Genomic DNA, 19,371 nt, shown 5'->3' with positions numbered 1-19,371 from the left:
ATGACGACTCCCCAACCTGGCTTGGCGCACGGCGGTTCGCGCATCTTTACGCGACTCGACCACCCGTACTACATACACGCGCCGAATTTCCGGCAAACCTCCGGCGGGATCCGCGCGATGCACTACCTGTGCCACGTGCTGAACCTGCTCGGCCACGAAGCGTACGTCTGCACGCCGGTCGTGCATCCTGAGCTGCGCACGCCGCCGCTGACCAACGACATCGTGCAGGCGCACGCCCGCGCGAATCGCAGCCCGATCGTCGTCTATCCGGACGTCGTCGCCGGCAATCCGTTCAACGCGCGCTGCGTCGTGCGCTACCTGCTGGCCGAGCCCGGCCGCATCAACGGCGAACCGATCAGCCTGCAACCGAACGACCTCATCTTCACGTTCGGGCCGTCGCTGGTGCCCGAAGATTGGAAGGCGGACCTGCTGCGCATGCCGCTGGTCGACACGCGTATCTTCAACAGCGACGGTGTCGACGATGCCCGCCGCAACGGCACGGCCGTCTTCATCAATCGCCACCTGCGGCGCGGCGGCACGCTGCATCCGGTCACCGCCGAGTCGATCGAAATCTCGACCCGCGTGCCGGAACGTTCGGCGCACGAACTCGCGGCGCTGTTCCGACAGGTCGAGTGCGTGTACACGTACGAATGGTCCACCGCCGTGTTCGAAGCGCTGCTGTGCGGCTGCCCGGTCGTGTGCATCATGAATGACGCGTCGCTGTCGGAGCCGACCCGGTGGGTGATGGACGGCAAGGGCATCGCGTGGGGGCTCGACGAACACGAGATCGCCCACGCGAAGGCCACCGTTCACGAAGCGCGCAGCGTCTACCTGAAGGAAGAGGAGACGTTCTGGCAGCAGTTGCGGAACTTCGTCGAGCGGACCCAGGCCCACGCGGACAAGCTGGATGCGCAGGCTGTCGCGACGGGCGCCGCCGCCCAGGGGCAGCCCGCGTCCGCGCCGCGCTCGTGCATCGCGGTCGTCACCGCCGAACCGGCCGGCCACGCGCGCGCCAGCCTGCGCTTCGCGCAGCCGTTCGCGCGGCTGGACCGCGAATGGGCGCTGACTTTCCCCGTCACGCCAGCCGGCATCGATCCCGACGCGCTGCAGCGCGCGGACCTGATCGTGCTGCAGGGCGACACGCCGGGCCTGCTGTCCGCCGCCACGCTGGAGCACCTGTTCTCGCTCGGCAAGCCGGTCGTCCTCGACATCGACGTGCCGCTCGACACGCTGCTCGCCGACCTCCCCGGCGCGGCCGACAACGCGCGCCGCAAGGCGGGCATCCGCAGCGCCGTGCAGCGCGCGCATGCGCTCGTCGTGCCGTCGGAAGCGCTGGTGCGGCAGTACCGTCATGTCAACGCAGCGGTCCACGTGCTGCCGACCGGCGTCGATCTCGAGCGTCTGCACCGCACGGCCCCCGGCGTGCGCGACCACGTGAACCTCGCGGTTTCCGGCACCGATCTCGACGACGCGCGTCTCGAGCAGGTCCGCCACGCGCTGGCCGAGCTCCGCCGCCGGTTTCCGGGGAAGCTCCGGGTGTCGTTCGTCGGCGCGGCGCTGCCGGCCGGCTGGGACCGCGAACCGGACGTCACGCTGATCGCGCAGCCTGCCCCTTACGACAGCTACGCCGACGCGCTGAAGCGCGCGGACCTCGACATCGCGCTGGTCGCGGCGCCGGTCACGTTGCACGACGATGCGCCGCCGCGCACATGGCTCGAATGCTCGGCGGCCGGCGCGGCCACGGTGCTCGTCGCCACGCCGGCGGAAGGCTGCTCGGTCGTCCACGGCCTCACGGGCTGGCTCGTCGCCGACACCGCCGACGCGTGGGTCGACGCGATCGCGCACCTGATCGAGCATCCGCAAACCCGCGCGCAACTCGCCGCGGCCGCGCAGGATGCGATCCGCGCGCAGCACGACATCGGCCGCAACGCCGCGCGCCACGGTGCGCTGTACGCGCGGCTGCTGGCGGAGAACCGGACGCTGGCGCCCGTCGCCGCGACTGCGGACGCCGCACCGCGCCGCAAGCGTCTGATCGTGTATTCGATCGATCCGGACACATGCGCGTCGTCGCGAATTCGCCTCACGCTGCCGTTCGGTCTGCTGAACGACGAATGGGAACTCGTCCCGGGCATCCGGGACGGCCAGATCGACAGCAGCGTGCTGGCCACGGCCGACGCCATCCTGCTGCACCGGCTGACGCCCGGCCTGCTGACGGGCAACGACCTGTACACGATCTTCAAGCATGAAAAGCCGGTGATCTACGAGACCGACGACCTGCTGACCGACCTGCCGCCCGCGCATCCGCTCGCCGCGCAAGGCGGGATGGCCCGCGCGGGGATCGAGCTCATGCTGCGCAACGCAGACGCCGTGATCGTATCCACGCCGTTCATCGCCAGCCGCTACCGGCTGTCGCACCCGCGCGTTCACGTGCTGCCCGACAGCGTGGACTTCGACCGGTTCTACCGCCCCGTGACGGCGCGCGGCGGCGACTGCGTGACGATCGGCATCGCCGGCGCGTCGCTGCGCGCCGACAACTTCGCGCTCGTCGACGCGGCGCTGCAGGCGATCTGCGCGCGCCATCCCGGCAAGGTCAGGGTGAGTTTCGTCGGCGCGGACGTCCCGCCGGGCTGGGCCGGCCATCCGGCCGCCGGGTGCGAGCCCGAGCTTCACGACTACGACGCGCACGCACAACGCCTGCCGGAACGGCGCTGGGACATCGCGCTGCTGCCGCTCGCCGACCACGACTACAACGCCGGCACGAGCACGATCCAGTGGCAGGAATACGCGGCGGCCGGCATCCCCTCGATCGTCAGCGACCGGCCAGCCTATCGCTTCGCGCTGCACGACGGCTGCGACGGCCTGCTGGTCCCGGATGCGCCGCAGGCCTGGGTCGACGCGCTCGACCGGCTGATCGCGAACCCGGCGCTGCGCCGCGGGCTCGCGCGCACGGCGCAGGCGAAGGTCCGCAAGCATCACGCGCTGCAGCAGGCGCTGCCGCGCTATCGCCATGTGTATCAGCAGTGCATCGACAAAGGCGCTGTCGGCAACCAGCCCGGCCGGCCGGATGCGCCGATCCCCGGCGCGCTGATCCTGGACGCCGAGGGCGACCTCGACAAGGTCCGGCTGAGCCTGCAGGAAATCGCAAGGCGGCCGGAACAGGATCTGCTGGCGGTCGTGCTGACCACGTCGCAGGCACCGCTGCCCGAATGGACCGACACGGTGCGCTACCTGCACGCGCCCGCTCACGAGTACACGGCCACCGTCGAGCAGCTCTGCGCACTGCCGGCGTTCGACTGGACGCTGATCGTCGAGGCGGGCGACGGGCGTGCTGCGCAGGCACGAACGCCCGCCGATGCCGCGATCGCGTAGTTCGGCGCGCGCCGTGCCGCTTGCCTGACGCTGGCGGCCGGCGCGCTATCCTGGCAGCGCGCCCTGTGCTCAGTTGCTCGAACAGCCGCCGCAACTGCTCGAGCTGCATGAGCTCGACGAACTGCACGAACTCGACGCTCCGCACGAACTCGAACTGCTGCTGTCCCCGGCGCCCGAGTCGGACGAACCGCTCGACCCGCCGGTTTTCACGGCGACGGGCGGCGGCGCCATCAGCACTGTCGAATGCGCGGCCCACACGGTGCCGGCGAGCGCGCCGGCGCCGAACAGCGCGGCCGTCCACAAGAGCCCGTCCGGAGTCGCGCACTCGCCCCGGCGTTCGTCGCGGTGCGCGTCGAGCGCCGCCTCGCCGCCGCGCGTCATGCCGCCGCGCCCCAAGCCGGGCAGGCGTCCGACCATGAAGTGGTACGCGACCATGAACGCCGTCATGAAAATCAGCAGCAGCAGCACCGGCCGGCCGCGGGTCAGGCCGACCGCGAGCTTCGCCGCGCCCGCGCCGAGCACGAGCAGCAGGATTGCGCGCGCGGCCATCCGCGTCGCCCGCATCTCGCCCGGCGCCCAGAGCCAGCCTTTGCGCTGCAACGCTGCGGCACAGTCGGCTTCGCGCCACGCGAGACGCTGACGAAACGCGTGGCAGCTCGTCTCGCCGCCGGGTTGCCTCTTCAGCCATTCCCAGTCGGCGCCATAAGCGCCTGCGTGTCGCGGATCGTCGATCCGCACCCGCGCGCCGTGAACCTTGCTCATCCGCAGCTCGATCGCACCGGCATGCGCGAGCGACAGCATCGCGACCTGCGCCATGCGCGCACCGCCGCCCGCGAGATACGCCGCTTCCTCCGCGCTCAGGTCGGGCGACGATTCGGGGGCGCGCGCTCCCCACGCGCGGTGGCGGTATTCGATCCACTGCAGGCCGGCGATCAGCAGCAGCGCGGCGATGCAGAGCGGCACGTAGAACAACCCGAGAAAGTCCGGCCCCGAGAAGTCCAGCACGTTGAAATCGCTCGCGCTCGCGCAGGTCGCCGCGACGCTGATCGCCGCCGTCGGCCACGCGAACTTCGCGAAGCGCCGCCAGCGTCGCGGGCGCGCGGCGGCCTCGCTCGACGGGCCGTCGCGCAGTTCTGCGCGCTGCATCGGGGCGTCGGCGGGCACGGCCGGCTCGGCCACAGGGGGCGGCCAGATCGCTTCGGGCGGCTCGCAGCCGAACAGCCTGCGGTAGCTGTCGAGCGTCTGCCGGTAGTGCCGCGCGTACTGCGCGGCCTCGTCGGGCGCGCCCGCGCCGGGCACGTGATGCAGCGGCGCGCGCAGCACGTCGGCGCAGAACACGTCCCAGTATTCGCGCGTGTATTGCAGGTGCAGGTGCCAGGCGGCATCGACCGCGACCGACGGCGTGACCGGGTGCCCGGCCGCCTGCGCGAGAAACGCGAAGCGCTTGTATTCGTCGATCACCGCCAGCGCGTGCACATGCGACCAGCCTTCGGCTTCGGCAAGGCGCCGGCTGTACGGCAGCGGCGCGTTCGGGTCGTCGGGGGAATACGCGTGCAGACGCGCGAGCAGCGCCTGCCGCGCATCGTTATCGTTCGGCGCGCGGGCATCGACCGCGGTCGACGTAGACGGAATGGCAGCCATCGGGAGTCGGCGCGATGCGCGGACGGCCGCCGCGATCGTCGCTTGGAGTTGTCGTTGCGGGCGATTCTCGCATAGCGGCGACGGCACCGGCACGTCCGGTCCGCGCCGCCGCGCGGCAGCGACACCGGCTTTCCCCGGACGCAAAAATCCCGCAACGCCTTATCCAGTGTGGCTTTTCAGGATTTCAGGGGATGACCGCGGAAATAGGCTTGGCGCGCCCGGCTGGGATCGAACCAGCAACCCCTGCCTTCGGAGGGCAGTACTCTATCCATTGAGCTACGGGCGCGTGAGACAGTGAAGCGACCCCAATATACAGGCCGCCCACAATTGGCAAGACGGCAAGGATACCCGGTTTCCCATGACGCGTCCACCTTGCCCGACGAATCCCCGCCGGGCCACGCTGCGTGCGGGTAAACACGCGCCTTCGCGCCGCTCGCCGTGATGTAAACGTTCCGTCTATAATCGACCGGGCTTCATTGGACTGCCATTTGCCGTTGCACCGCGCTCACAATTCCTAATCACGGAGACGAGGCAAGCATGAGCGAAGCACCCCACGAATCTCCCGTCAAAACCCCCGGGCAGCTGATTGCCGTCATCATCGCGTCGTTCGCGATACCGATCATCCTGATCGTCCTGTTCGCCAACTACGCGAACCATGCGTTCCGTTCCGGCGCCGGCACGGACGCGCTATCCGACGAACAGGTCGCCGCGCGCATCGCGCCACTTGCGCAGGTCGACGTGAAGGACGCCAACGCGCCCCGCACGTACAAGACCGGCGAGGAAGTCTACAAGGCCGTCTGCGTGACCTGCCACGGCACGGGCGCCGCCGGCGCGCCGAAGTTCGGCAACAAGGACGATTGGGCGCCGCGCATCTCGCAAGGCTTCGACACGCTGCTGAAGACGGCTCTCGCCGGCAAGGGCGCGATGCCGCCGCGCGGCGGCACGAGCCCCGACGACGTCAGCGACTATGAAATCGCCCGTGCGATCGTCTACATGGCGAACAACGACGGCGCGAACTTCCCCGAACCGGCCGCACCGGCCGCCAACGCGGCGCAGCCCGCCACCGGCGCGGCCGCATCGGGCGCCGACGCGTCGAACGCGCAGGCCGCCGCCGCGATGGCGGCGATCGCCGCGATCCCGAAGGCTGGCGAAAAGCCCGCCGCCGCGGCTGCCCCGGCCGGCGCCGACGCCGGCAAGGCGCTGTACACGTCGACCTGCCAGGCCTGCCACGCGGCGGGCGTGCTCGGCGCACCGAAGTTCGGCAGCAAGGAAGACTGGGCGCCGCGCCTGAAGGACTCGATGGATACGGTCTACAACTACGCGTTGCACGGCAAGGGCGCGATGCCGCCGAAGGGCGGGTCGAACGCGTCGGATGCCGACGTGAAGGCCGCCGTCGACTACATGGTCAACTCCGCGAAGTAACCTCGCCCCGCCGTCAGTAAAAAACCCCCGCGACGCACACGCATCGCGGGGGTTTTGTTTTGCCGGCGGCGCTCGGGATCGCCGGGCCGCAGAAAGCGCCGCGCACCCGGCGCCGCCGCGTCACTTCTGCAGCAGCGCCTTCAGGCTCGCGAGCCGGTCCTTCGGCGACATCGGCGCCTCTTCCGGCGTGGGCGGCGGCGCTTCGTCGAGGCCCATCTCCGGGATGAACCGCGACGGTTCGCACACGACCGTCTCGCGCGCCCGCTTGCGCTTCTTGCACCAGTTCAGGTGCAGGCTGCGCTGCGCGCGCGTGATCGCGACGTACATCAGCCGGCGCTCCTCCTCGATCCGCTCGTTGTCGATCGGGCCGTCGTCGTCGCTGCCGCCGCGGTGCGGCATGATGCCTTCCTCGACGCCGACCAGGAACACGTGCGGATACTCGAGCCCCTTCGACGCATGGACGGTCGACAGCCGCACGGCGTCCGGATCTTCGTCCTTGCCTTCGAGCATCGACATCAGCGCGACGGTCTGGATCAGGCCGAGCAGGTTCTTGCCCGTATCGGCGAGCCCGTCCGCGTTGTGGAAGCCTTCCGCCTCGCCGTCGACGGCCTCCGTTTCGGGCTTTGTGCCCTTGCGCTTCAGCCATTCGAGGAATTCGAGCACGTTCTGCCACTTCGACTGCGCCTGCCGCTCGTCGAACGCGTCGTACAGGTACGCCTCGTAGTGGATCGCCTCCATCATGTCGTCGAGCACGACGGTCGCGGGCTCCTTGTCCGCGCGATCGGTCAGGCGCTGGATGAAGTCGCAGAACATCCGCAGCGGTTCGACCTGCCGCGCGGACAGCCGCGCCTCGATCCCGCCCATGTACACGGCCTCGAACAGCGACACCTTCGCCTGCCCCGCGAACGAACCGAGCGCTTCGAGCGTCGTGTTGCCGATCCCGCGGCGCGGCGTCGTGACCGCGCGGATGAACGCGGGATCGTCGTCGGCGTTCGCGATCAGCCGCAGGTACGCGCACAGATCCTTGATCTCGGCCTTGTCGAAGAACGACTGGCCGCCCGACAGCACATACGGAATCCGCTCGCGCCGCAGCACCTGCTCGAAGATGCGCGCCTGGAAGTTGCCGCGGTACAGGATCGCGTAGTCGCGAAACTGCGCGCGCCGCTCGAACTTGTGCGCGGACAGCCGGAACACGACCGATTCGGCCTCGTGCTCCTCGTCGTTGCAAGCGGTGACGGTGATCGAATCGCCCATCCCGTGCTCGGACCACAGCTTCTTCTCGAACAGTTTCGGATTGTTCGCGATCACGTTGTTCGCGGCGGTGAGGATGCGCACCGTCGACCGGTAGTTCTGCTCGAGCTTGATCACGTGCAGCTTCGGGAAATCCTTGCCGAGCTGCGCGAGGTTCTCGAGCGTCGCACCGCGCCAGCCGTAGATCGCCTGGTCGTCGTCGCCGACCGCCGTGAAGGCGGCGCGCGGGCCCGCGAGCAGCTTCAGCAGCTCGTACTGGCACGCGTTGGTGTCCTGGTACTCGTCGATCAGCAGGTAGCGCAGCTTGTTCTGCCAGCGGTCGCGCACCTGCTCGTTCTTCGCGAACAGCTCGGCGGGCAGGCGGATCAGGTCGTCGAAGTCGACCGCCTGGTACGCATGCAGCGTCGCGACGTAGTTGCGGTAGACCAGCGCGGCCTGGTGCTCGTCCTCGTTGGCCGCGATCGCCATCGCCTCGTCGGGCATGATCAGGCCGTTCTTCCACAGCGAGATGATGCTCTGGATCTTGCGGATCAACCCCTTGTCGGTCGTGCCGAGCTGCTCCTGGATCATCCCGAAGCAGTCGTCCGAATCCATGATCGAGAACTGCGGCTTCAACCCGACGTGCTCGGCCTCCTGGCGCAGGATCTGCACGCCCAGCGAGTGGAACGTGCAGACGGTGAGCTGGTTGACGGGCACCTTGCGGCCTTCCTTCCCGGGCGTGGTGAGCGTCTTGCCCTCAAGCAGCTTCGACACGCGCTCGCGCATTTCGGCGGCCGCCTTGTTCGTGAACGTGACGGCGGCGATGTGGCGCGGCTCGAAGCCTTTCGCTTCGATCAGGTGCGCGATCTTCTGCGTGATCACGCGGGTCTTGCCGCTGCCCGCGCCGGCGAGCACGAGACAGGGACCGTCGAGGTAGCGCACCGCTTCGTTCTGGGCGGGATTGAGGCCTGCGGACATGATGGCGGATGGTGTTGCGGTTGACGGCGGAACGCCGGGAGGATGCCGTGCGCGGCAGGCTGGCGAAGCAGGCGGACACGCGGGCAGGACGCGCATGTTAACACGTCGGCGGCGCGCTTTTTAGGGCGCGCCGCCGGACGGGGCCGCGCGAGCCGACCGGCCGGGCGCGCGCTGTCCGTTCGGCCAATCCGGCCCCGTTCGCGCGTCGATCGGCCACACTATGCGTACGCTGGCGCCGGCGCTACGCCGGGCCGCCTGAATCGCCAAAATCACCTGAATCGCCACCGGATCGACATCATGGGATACCCGTTCGCCACCGCCACCCTCGGCCCGCTGCTGTTCGCGCAGGGGCACTACGTGCGCCGCGTCACGCCGCGGCTGCCCGAGGCGGCCGGCCCGCGCGACGGCGTCGCGGGCGACGGCCCGCCGCTGCGGGTGCTGGTGGTCGGCGATTCGGCCGCCGCGGGCGTCGGCGTCGCGACGCAGCGCGACGCGCTGTCCGGGCAACTGGCGAACGCGCTCGCGGCCACGCACCGCGTGAGCTGGAAGCTGCTCGCGCGCACGGGCCTGACCACGCGGGAGCTGGTCGACTGGCTCGCCGCCGAGCCGGCCGAGCCGTTCGACGTGGCCGTCACGTCGCTCGGCGTCAACGACGTGACGGGCGGCGTGCCGCCGGAGCGCTGGCAGGCGCAGCAGGCCGAGCTCGTCCGGCTGCTCGCCGCGCGCTTCCGGGTCGGGCACACGATCCTGTCGGCGGTGCCGCCGATGGAGCGCTTTCCGGCGCTGCCGCAACCGCTCGCGTGGTATCTCGGGCTGCGCGCGAAGCGGCTGAACACGGCGCTCGCCGGGTGGGCTGCCACGCAGCCGCACTGCACGTTCCTGCGGGTCGAGTTGCCGCTCGAGCGCCACCTGATGGCCGCCGACGGCTTTCACCCCGGCGCAACCGCGTGCGCCGTGTGGGCCGCGCAGGTCGCCGCCGCCGTGCAACGGCGCGTCGTTGCATGACTCGGCACAGCGCCCGCGCGCCTGCCGTTCATTGCGGCAGGCGGCCGGCCGGCAATCCGGTGCGGGCGGCATCGGGGCTCGTGCAAATCGGGGCGCGCGCAAAATGCCGGCTTTCCTTGCGCAAGCGCCGCATCCCGTCGCGCGTCTGGCCCGAACGCGTCTGTGCAAGCGGCGGCGCCATGCCAAAATAGCCGGTCGTCTTCGCGCCGTCCCGGCGCGCCATCCTTTAATTTCCTTCGCAGCCAGGAATTGCCATGTCGTCATTGCTCAGGATTGGTTTGATGGGTTTCGGTTTCGCCGGCGCGACGTTTCACGCGCCGGTGATCGCCACGAGCGGCCGCACTGAAGTCGCCGCGATCGCGACGGGTCAGCCCGATCGCGCGCAGGCCGCATATCCGGGCGCACGGGTCGTCCCCGATCTCGACACGCTGCTGGCCCTCGACGACATCGAGTGCGTGGTGATCGCCACGCCGAACGACACGCACTTCGCGCTCGCGCGCCAGGTACTCGAAGCCGGCCGCCACGTGGTCGTCGACAAGCCCGTCACGCTCACCGCCGACGAGGCGCTCGCGCTCGCGCGGCTCGCGAACGCGCGCAGCCGGCTGTTCGCGCCGTTCCACAACCGCCGCTGGGACGGCGATTTCCTCACCGTGCGCGACATCGTCAAGTCGGGCGAGCTCGGCCGCCTCACGTACTTCGCGTCGCACTTCGACCGCTTCCGGCCGACGCCGCGCACGCGCTGGCGCGAGGAGCCCGCCCGCGGCGGCGGCCTGCTGCTCGATCTCGGCCCGCACCTGATCGACCAGGCACTCGCGCTGTTCGGCCTGCCGCAAACGGTGAGCGCGACCATCAAGACGCGCCGCGACAACGGCACGGCGCCCGATTTCGTGCATCTGCTGCTCGGCTATCCGGACAAGGACGTCGCGCTGCACGCGAGCGCGCTGTCGGCGATCGAACCCGCGCGCTTCACGCTGCACGGCACGCGCGGCAGCTATCAGAAGTTCGGGCTCGACACGCAGGAGGACCAGCTCAAGGCCGGCCTCACCGCGGACGACGTCGAATTCGGCGGCGGCAACCCGCCCGGGCTGTTGCGCGTGCTCGACGGCGAGATCGAGGTCGAGCGCCCGGTGCCGACGCTCGACGGCCAGTACGCGGAGTTCTACCGCGCGCTCGCCGCATCGATCCGCGACGGCGCGCCGTTCCCCGTCACCGCGCAGGACGCCGTCGACGTGATGACGATCATCGAGCTTGCCGCGCAAAGCGAGCACGACGGCCGCCGGCTGCCGTTCGTCCGCCGCACAATCTGACACCGTGCGGGGGCCGGCGCTGGCCGGCCCCCGCACGCGCATCCCGCTCAGCCGGAACATTCGGTTACAAATGCCGGGGGAACGAAAGTCAGCGTTCGACCGGTCTGACGCGTTTCTCAAAAAAGTCGATCCGACACCAATCCGTCTGGAGAATGTGATGCAACGGTTGATTCGCGCAGCGGCATGCTGCGTCCTGGTTTCCTCGCTCGCGGCCTGTATCGTGCAGCCGCAGCGGCCGGTCCGACAGGCGCCCCCGCCCCCGGCGCGACCGAATCCGCAGGTCGTCGCGAACGACCGCATGCAGGAGGTCCAGGGGCGGATCGACAACCTGCACCGCCGCATCGATGCGCGCGTGAACGGCGGCTACTACCCGCCGCCGTACGGCGCGCAGCTTCACCACCGCCTCGACGTGATCCGCCAGGAATCGAACGACATGGCCGCGCAGCACGGCGGCGGCCTGTCCGGCGACGAGCAGCGCGTGCTGAACCAGGAACTCGACACGGCCGCGCGCGCGATCGGCGAGTAACGCGCCGGCGCCCCGGCGCGGGGAAAAGCGGCGGCGCCGGTTGTCGGCACGTGCCGCCGCTTGTCGCGAAGCGACATTCTTTTGCTCAAATTGACAAGGCCCACCCGCTCGCGTACAGTCGCCCGCACGCGTCGGGAGAGCGTGTGACCGTGCTGTTTCAGCCCGGTTGCGCCGCCGAAGGGGCATACCCGCAAACTCTCAGGCAAAAGGACCGACCGCGTCGGGGAATCCCGTCCGCGCATCGCGCGGGCCGCACTCTCCCCGCACTCTGGAGAGCGGCAGTAGCCCGCAGCGCCTAGGCTGCGCGGGCAGGCTGCCCACCGAAGGGGCGCGCGTTCGCCAGGCTTCGCCGGCAGCGCAATCTCTCAGGTATCGAGGACAGAGGGGCATGTACCGGATCGCTCGCAGGCCGTCGGCCGCGGTGGTCGGCACATGGCCGTTCTGATCCGCGCGCAAGCGCCTTGCCTGAGGCCTCGATGACTGCACTGAATCACACCCCGCTCAACGCCGCGCACCGCGCGCTCAATGCCCGCATGGTCGATTTCGGCGGCTGGGACATGCCCGTCAACTACGGCTCGCAGATCGAAGAACACGAAGCCGTGCGCACCGACGCCGGCATGTTCGACGTATCGCACATGTGCGTCGTCGATTTCACCGGCAGCCGCGTGCGCGCGTTCTTCGAGCACGCGATCGCGAACAACGTCGGCAAGCTCAAGACGCCCGGCAAGGCCCTCTACTCGTGCCTGCTCAATCCGCAGGGCGGCGTCATCGACGACCTGATCGTCTACTACTTCACCGAAGAATTCTTCCGCGTCGTCGTCAACGCCGGCACGGCCGAGAAAGACATCGCATGGTTCAACCAGCTGAACGAGCAAGGCGGCTTCGGCGTCACGATCGCGCCGCGCCGCGATTTCGCGATCGTCGCCGTACAGGGCCCGAACGCCCGCGAAAAAACCTGGACGACCGTGCCCGCCGCGCGCGCCGCGACGAGCGAGCTGAAGCCGTTCAATGCCGCGCAAGTCGCCGGCACGCCGTTCGGCGACCTCACCATCGCGCGCACCGGCTATACCGGTGAAGACGGTTTCGAAGTGATCGTCCCGGCCGTGCACGTCGAAGCGCTGTGGAACGCGCTGCAGCAAAACGGCGTGCGCCCGTGCGGGCTCGGCGCGCGCGACACGCTGCGCCTCGAGGCCGGCATGAACCTGTACGGCCAGGACATGGACGACACCGTGTCGCCGCTCGACGCGGGCCTCGCGTGGACGGTCGACCTCACCGCGCCGCGCGACTTCGTCGGCCGCGCCGCGCTGGAAGCCAACGGCACCCGCGCCGCGTTCGTCGGCCTGATCCTGCAGAAGGAAAACGGCAAGGCCGGCGGCGTGCTGCGTGCGCACCAGAAGGTCGTCACGCCGCACGGCGAAGGCGAGATCACGAGCGGCACGTTCTCGCCGTCGATGCAGGAATCGATCGCGTTCGCGCGCGTGCCGCCGGCCGTCCAGATCGGCGACCTGGTCCACGTGCAAATTCGAGACAAGAATCTTCCCGCGCGCGTGGTAAAACTGCCGTTCGTGCGCAACGGCAAGGTCCTCGCTGCGTAACGGCCGGGAGGCGCGCCTCCCGGGAAGCCGGGAGATGGCGCCCGGCGCAAACCACATCCGGCGCGCCCCGGCGGCGCGCCAGCAGAACGAATCACACCCTTTTATCCAGGAGCATCCGATGAGCAACGTCCCGGCCGATCTGAAATACACCGACGAACACGAGTGGATCCGCACCGAGGCAGACGGCACGCTGACGGTCGGCATCACCGATCACGCGCAGAGCACGCTCGGCGACATCGTCTTCCTCGAACTGCCGGAAGTCGGCAAGTCGGTGGCGGCGGGCGACGCCGTCGGCGTCGTCGAATCGGTGAAGGCGGCATCCGACATCTACTCGCCGGTGTCCGGCGAGATCGTCGAAGTCAACGGCGCGATCGTCGACGCGCCGGATCAGGTCAACAGCGACGCGTACGCAAGCTGGCTCTTCAAGATCAAGCTCGCGGCCGGCGCATCGACCGACAAGCTGATCGACGCTGACGCCTACTCCAAGCTGATCGACTAATTTCCCTACCCGAACCGCGCGGGGCCGGCGAGCCGCCCCGTCCCGCGCGGGACCAGAGTCACGCCATGAAGCTCGAACACCCGGACCGCCTGATGAACCGCACGCCCCTCTCGCTCGCCGCGCTCGAAACGCACGACGCGTTCGCCGAACGCCATATCGGCCCCGACGCCGCCAGCCAGCAGGCCATGCTCGACACGCTCGGCTTCGCGTCGCGCGCCGCCCTGATCGACGCCGTGATCCCGGCCTCGATCCGCCGCGCCGAACCGCTGCCGCTCGGCCCGTTCGCGCAGCCGAAGAGCGAGGCCGAAGCCCTCGCCGCACTGCGGGTTCTCGCAGACAAGAACCAGGTGTTCCGCTCGTATATCGGTCAGGGTTACCACGACACGCACACGCCGGCCGTCATCCTGCGCAACGTGCTCGAAAACCCGGCGTGGTACACGGCCTACACGCCGTACCAGCCCGAAATTTCCCAGGGGCGCCTCGAGGCGCTGCTGAACTTCCAGCAGATGGTGGCCGACCTCACCGGCCTCGCGATCTCGAACGCGTCGCTGCTCGACGAAGCCACCGCCGCTGCCGAAGCGATGACGCTGCTGCAGCGCACCGGCAAGCCGAAGTCGAACGTGTTCTACGTCGCCGACGACGTGCTGCCGCAGACGCTCGAAGTGATCCGCACGCGCGCGCTGCCGGTCGGCATCGAAGTGAAGACCGGCCCGGCCGCCGATGCCGCGCAAGCGAACGCGTTCGGTGTGCTGCTGCAGTACCCGGGCGTGAACGGCGACGTGCGCGACTACCGTGCGCTCACCGAAGCGATCCACGCGGCCGGCGGCCACGTGGTCGTCGCGGCCGACCTGCTCGCGCTGACCCTGCTCACGCCGCCCGGCGAATGGGGCGCGGACGTCGCGATCGGCAACACGCAGCGCTTCGGCGTGCCGATGGGCTTCGGCGGCCCGCACGCCGCGTATCTCGCGGTGCGCGACGAATTCAAGCGCCAGATGCCGGGCCGCCTCGTCGGCGTGACGGTCGACGCGCAGGGCAAGCCCGCGCTGCGCCTCGCGCTGCAGACGCGCGAACAGCACATCCGCCGCGAGAAAGCGACGTCGAACGTGTGTACCGCGCAGGCGCTGCTCGCGATCATGGCCAGCATGTACGCGGTCTACCACGGCCCGCACGGCCTGAAGACGATCGCGCTGCGCGTGAACCGCATCGCGGCACTGCTCGCCGCGGGCGTGAAACAGCTCGGCTTCGCGACCGTCAACGACACGTTCTTCGACACGCTGACGATCGACACCGGCGCGCGCACCGCGCAGGTTCACGAATTCGCGAAGGCGAAGCGCATCAACCTGCGCCGCGTGAGCGACACGCAAGTCGGCGTATCGGTCGACGAAACGACGACGCGCGACGACCTCGCCGATCTGCTCGCCGTGTTCGCGCAGGCCGCGGGCGGCACCGCACCGGCCGTCGACGCGCTGGACGCGGGCCTGGCCGGCGTCGCCGCGCTGCCGGCAGGCCTCGAACGCACGAGCGCGTACCTCACGCACCACGTGTTCAACCGCCACCATTCCGAAACCGAGATGCTGCGCTACCTGCGCAGCCTGTCGGACAAGGATCTGGCGCTCGACCGCTCGATGATCCCGCTCGGTTCGTGCACGATGAAGCTGAACGCGACGTCGGAAATGCTGCCCGTCACGTGGCCCGAATTCGGCCGCATCCATCCGTTCGCGCCGGCCGAGCAGACCGTCGGCTACCGCGAGATGATCGACCAGCTCGAGCAGATGCTCGTCGCGGCCACCGGCTACGCGGCCGTGTCGCTGCAACCGAACGCGGGCTCGCAGGGCGAGTACGCGGGGCTGCTGATCATCCACGCTTACCACGCATCGCGCGGCGAAGCCCATCGCGACGTGTGCCTGATCCCGGCATCGGCGCACGGCACGAACCCGGCGTCCGCGCACATGGCCGGCATGAAGGTCGTGGTCGTCGCGTGCGACGCGCAGGGCAACGTCGACATCGCCGACCTGAAGGCGAAGGCCGAACAGCACTCGAAGGACCTCGCGGCGATCATGATCACGTATCCGTCGACGCACGGCGTGTTCGAGCAGAACGTCCGCGAAATCTGCGACATCGTGCATGCGCACGGCGGCCAGGTGTACGTCGACGGCGCGAACATGAACGCGATGGTCGGCCTGACCGCGCCGGGCCAGTTCGGCGGCGACGTGTCGCACCTGAACCTGCACAAGACCTTCTGCATCCCGCACGGCGGCGGCGGCCCGGGCGTCGGCCCGGTCGCGGTCGGCGCGCACCTCGCGAAGTTCCTGCCGAACCAGCGTTCGACCGGCTACACGCGCGAGGAAGACGGCATCGGCGCGGTATCGGCCGCGCCGTACGGCTCGGCGTCGATCCTGCCGATCTCGTGGATGTACATCGCGATGATGGGCGCGAAGAACCTCACCGCCGCGACGGAAACCGCGATCCTCAACGCGAACTACATCGCGAAGCGCCTCGCGCCGCACTACCCGGTGCTGTATTCGGGCCCGGGCGGCCTGGTCGCGCACGAGTGCATTCTCGACCTGCGTCCGATCAAGGAATCGAGCGGCATCAGCGTCGACGACGTCGCGAAGCGCCTGATGGACTACGGCTTTCATGCACCGACGATGAGCTTCCCGGTGCCGGGCACGCTGATGGTCGAGCCGACCGAATCGGAATCGCAGGAAGAACTCGACCGCTTCATCGCCGCGATGATCGCGATCCGCGACGAAATCCGCGCAGTCGAGGAAGGCCGCGCCGACCGCGAGGACAACCCGCTGCGTCATGCGCCGCACACGGCGGCCGTCGTCACCGCGAACGAATGGCCGCACGCGTACTCGCGCGAGCAGGCCGCGTACCCGGTCGCGTCGCTCGGCACGAACAAGTACTGGCCGCCGGTCGGCCGCGCGGACAACGTCTACGGCGACCGCAACCTGTTCTGCTCGTGCGTACCGATGTCGGAATACGCATAACGCGCACGAGGCCAGGAGCCGTCCGATGGTGACCGCACCGCACGCAACCCGGGGGTTGCGTGCGGTTTTTCGTTCGCCGCCCGATCCGGTTCACGTTCATCCGCCAATCCGGCTAACATCACACGCGATCCAGCCAATGAAGGAGTTCCGCATGGTGCGTCCGATGTTTCCGGGCCATGGTGCAATGCAAGGGCGGCCGCACGCGCGCCGCTTCGTGCCGATGCTCGTCGCGTCGCTGTCGTTGGCCGCCGCCGGCCTCGGGGTGTCCGGCAGCGCGCGCGCGGCGATGAATTTCTGCGCGGCGCCGGCGCTGCAGGCGAGCGAGACGACCCAGGCCGAGCCGGGCGTCCAGGCGCTGATTCGCAGCGTCGATGCACGCATCGGCGAGCAGCCGAAGGCGATGGCGCGCGTGCACACCGAAGGCACGCTGCCGCACGAAGGTATCTACGACCAGAGCGTCGACGCGCTGAAGGACATGGACCTGATGCGCGACGCGGCGCTCGCGTGGCGCGTGACGAACGCGCCGCGCTACCTGCAGCTCGTCGACCGCTTCCTGTCCGCGTGGGTGTCGACCTACCAGCCGAGCTTCAACCCGATCGACGAGACGCGCTTCGACAGCCTGATCGTCGCGTACGACATGACCGCGAGCGCGCTGCCGGTGAAGACCCGCAACGCGACGGCCGCGTTCATCGCGAAGCTCGGCGCCGGCTATGTCGCGCAGATCGACGCGCAGAAGCGCCCGCTTGCCGGCACGTGGCGCAACAACTGGCAGAGCCACCGGATCAAGCTGATCGCGCTGTCCGCGTTCACGCTCGGCGATCGCAAGATGATGAACGCCGCCCAGCGGCTGTTCGTCGAGCATCTCGCCGACAACGTCGGCCCGGACGGCAAGACCTGGGACTTCGAGGAACGCGATGCGCTGCACTACGCGGTCTACGATCTGCAGCCGCTGGTGACGGCCGCGCTCGCCGCGCGCCGCTTCAACCGCAACTGGCTGCGCGAGCGCGGCGCGAACGGCGCGACGCTCGCGGCCGCGCTCGACTGGCTCGTGCCGTACGCGCTCGGCGAAAAAACGCACGAGGAATTCGTGAATTCGCCGGTGCCGTTCGACGCGAAGCGCCGCGAGGCCGGCTTGCCGGGCTACACGGGGCAGTGGGACCCGAAAAACGCCACCGAACTCTTTCATCTGGCCGCGCGGCTCGACGGGCGCTACGCCCGCGTCGCGCAGCAGCTTTCCCCAACGCCGCCCGCATGGCTCGCCGCGTGCCTGCCATTGCAGGCGCGCTAGCATTACTCTCATCGCAAGGCAGGAATCAACATGGCAGTCAGCGTCTTTGACCTCTTCAAGATCGGTATCGGCCCGTCCAGTTCGCATACGGTCGGACCGATGCGCGCGGCGCTGATGTTCGTCCAGGGCCTCGAGCGCGACGGGCTGCTCGCGGCCACGGCTCACGTGAAGGTCGAGCTGTACGGCTCGCTCGGCGCGACCGGCAAGGGCCACGGCACCGACCGCGGCGTGATGCTCGGCCTGCTCGGCGATGCGCCCGACACCGTCGATCCCGACACGATCGACGCGCGGCTGGAAGACGTCCGCAAATCGAAACAGCTCGCGCTGCTCGGCACGCATCCGGTGCCGTTCGTGCTGAAGGAGAACATCGCGTTCTACCGGCAGGCGCTGCCCGAGCATCCGAACGGGATGAAATTGCGCGCGAGCGACGCGAACGGCGACGTGCTGGTCGAGCGCACCTACCTGTCGGTCGGCGGCGGCTTCGTCGTGACGGCCGGCGCGCCGAACACCAAGGTGCTGAGCGCGGCCGAGCAGATGACGCACCCGTTCCGCACCGGCGCCGAGCTGCTCGCGCTGACCGAGTCGACCGGCAAGTCGATCGCGCAGCTGATGTGGGAAAACGAGCGCGCGTGGCACACCGAGGAAGAGACGCGCGACGGCCTGCTGAAGATCTGGGCCGTGATGCAGTCGTGCGTGTCGCGCGGCTGCGGGATCGGCAACCCGGAGGCCGACGGCAACCTGCCCGGCCCGTTCCAGGTCAAGCGCCGCGCGCCGCAGCTGTACCGCACGCTGACGGGCAGCCCGGAGCGGGCGCTGCAGGACCCGCTGTCGATGATCGACTGGATCAACCTGTACGCGATCGCGGTCAACGAGGAAAACGCGGCGGGCGGGCGCGTCGTCACCGCGCCGACCAACGGCGCGGCCGGCATCATCCCGGCGGTGCTGCACTACTACACGCGCTTCACGCCCGGCGCGAACGAACAGGGCGTGATCGACTTCCTGCTGACGGCCGCCGCGATCGGCATTCTTTACAAGCTCAACGCGTCGATCTCCGGCGCGGAAGTCGGCTGCCAGGGCGAAGTGGGCGTCGCGTGCTCGATGGCGGCCGGTGCGCTCGCGGCCGTGCTCGGCGGCACCCCGCAGCAGGTCGAGAACGCGGCCGAGATCGGGATGGAGCACAACCTCGGCCTGACCTGCGACCCGGTGGGCGGGATGGTGCAGATCCCATGCATCGAGCGCAATGCGATGGCGTCGGTGAAGGCCGTCAACGCGGCGCGCATGGCGCTGCGCGGCGACGGCTCGCACTACGTGTCGCTCGACTCCGTGATCAAGACGATGCGCGAGACGGGTGCCGACATGAAGACCAAGTACAAGGAAACGTCGCGCGGCGGGCTGGCGGTGAACATCGTCGAGTGTTGAACGCCCCCGGGCCCATCGCTTCGCGTCAGGCCCCCGAGGGGCCTATTCCCCGAAGGGCCTCACTTCGAGGCCGAAAACCTGGAGCGCCCCCGCTTTTTC

General features: G+C 69.4%; 12 protein-coding genes, 1 tRNA gene and 2 riboswitches. Of the genes, 10 read left to right on the top strand and 3 right to left on the bottom strand.

Annotated features, from left to right (window positions below; genetic code table 11):
- Positions 1-3,369 carry a glycosyltransferase gene (locus tag WJ16_RS00770; RefSeq protein WP_069255450.1) on the top strand — a complete coding sequence of 1,123 codons (3,369 nt, stop codon included), beginning with the start codon at positions 1-3 and terminating at the stop codon, positions 3,367-3,369.
- Positions 3,370-3,438: 69 nt separating this feature from the next.
- Here the strand turns inward: WJ16_RS00770 and WJ16_RS00765 are convergent, their stop codons facing one another.
- Together WJ16_RS00765 and WJ16_RS00760 are read right to left on the bottom strand one after the other, a co-directional pair.
- The gene (locus WJ16_RS00765; protein WP_069255449.1) at positions 3,439-5,010 is read right to left on the bottom strand and encodes a TIGR04222 domain-containing membrane protein; all 1,572 of its coding nucleotides are present in this window, start codon (positions 5,008-5,010) and stop codon (positions 3,439-3,441) included.
- 210 nt (positions 5,011-5,220) lie between these two features.
- Positions 5,221-5,296, bottom strand: a tRNA-Arg gene (locus WJ16_RS00760).
- Between the two features lie 251 nt (positions 5,297-5,547).
- Between WJ16_RS00760 and WJ16_RS00755 the strand changes: the two genes are divergently transcribed.
- Positions 5,548-6,432 (top strand): c-type cytochrome, encoded by an 885-nt coding sequence (locus WJ16_RS00755; RefSeq protein WP_069255448.1) that lies wholly within the window; start codon positions 5,548-5,550, stop codon positions 6,430-6,432.
- Between the two features lie 120 nt (positions 6,433-6,552).
- On the opposite strand, the gene WJ16_RS00750 is transcribed toward WJ16_RS00755, so the two are convergent.
- A complete protein-coding gene (locus WJ16_RS00750) occupies positions 6,553-8,640 on the bottom strand; it encodes a UvrD-helicase domain-containing protein (protein ID WP_069255447.1) in 2,088 nt (695 codons plus the stop codon).
- 297 nt (positions 8,641-8,937) lie between these two features.
- Here WJ16_RS00750 and WJ16_RS00745 point away from each other — a divergent pair, with 297 nt between their 5' ends.
- The 8 genes from WJ16_RS00745 (at position 8,938) to WJ16_RS00705 (ending at position 19,272) form a co-directional block, all read left to right on the top strand.
- Positions 8,938-9,645: an SGNH/GDSL hydrolase family protein gene (locus WJ16_RS00745; protein ID WP_069255446.1), complete on the top strand. Its 708-nt coding sequence runs from the start codon at positions 8,938-8,940 to the stop codon at positions 9,643-9,645.
- 254 nt (positions 9,646-9,899) lie between these two features.
- On the top strand, positions 9,900-10,952 hold the full coding sequence (locus WJ16_RS00735) for an oxidoreductase (RefSeq protein ID WP_069255444.1): 1,053 nt from the start codon (positions 9,900-9,902) through the stop codon (positions 10,950-10,952).
- Between the two features lie 157 nt (positions 10,953-11,109).
- Positions 11,110-11,478 carry a hypothetical protein gene (locus WJ16_RS00730; protein ID WP_069255443.1) on the top strand — a complete coding sequence of 123 codons (369 nt, stop codon included), beginning with the start codon at positions 11,110-11,112 and terminating at the stop codon, positions 11,476-11,478.
- A gap of 122 nt (positions 11,479-11,600) precedes the next feature.
- Positions 11,601-11,702, top strand: a riboswitch (glycine riboswitch).
- Positions 11,703-11,736: 34 nt separating this feature from the next.
- Positions 11,737-11,870, top strand: a riboswitch (glycine riboswitch).
- Between the two features lie 84 nt (positions 11,871-11,954).
- Positions 11,955-13,073 (top strand): glycine cleavage system aminomethyltransferase GcvT, encoded by a 1,119-nt coding sequence (gene gcvT, locus WJ16_RS00725; protein ID WP_069255442.1) that lies wholly within the window; start codon positions 11,955-11,957, stop codon positions 13,071-13,073.
- Between the two features lie 118 nt (positions 13,074-13,191).
- The gene (gcvH, locus tag WJ16_RS00720; protein WP_069255441.1) at positions 13,192-13,572 is read left to right on the top strand and encodes a glycine cleavage system protein GcvH; all 381 of its coding nucleotides are present in this window, start codon (positions 13,192-13,194) and stop codon (positions 13,570-13,572) included.
- A 65-nt stretch (positions 13,573-13,637) separates the two neighbouring features.
- Positions 13,638-16,565, top strand: a complete 2,928-nt coding sequence (gene gcvP / locus WJ16_RS00715; RefSeq protein WP_069255440.1) for an aminomethyl-transferring glycine dehydrogenase — start codon at positions 13,638-13,640, stop codon at positions 16,563-16,565.
- 151 nt (positions 16,566-16,716) lie between these two features.
- Positions 16,717-17,853 (top strand): alginate lyase family protein, encoded by a 1,137-nt coding sequence (locus WJ16_RS00710; protein WP_069257917.1) that lies wholly within the window; start codon positions 16,717-16,719, stop codon positions 17,851-17,853.
- Between the two features lie 30 nt (positions 17,854-17,883).
- Complete coding sequence (locus tag WJ16_RS00705; RefSeq protein WP_069255439.1) at positions 17,884-19,272, top strand: L-serine ammonia-lyase; 1,389 nt, start codon at positions 17,884-17,886, stop codon at positions 19,270-19,272.
- Positions 19,273-19,371: the final 99 nt, after the last annotated feature.

The organism is Burkholderia metallica, assembly GCF_001718555.1.
GTDB classification, from domain to species: domain Bacteria; phylum Pseudomonadota; class Gammaproteobacteria; order Burkholderiales; family Burkholderiaceae; genus Burkholderia; species Burkholderia metallica.
This window is presented reverse-complemented; position numbering and strand designations above follow the sequence as displayed.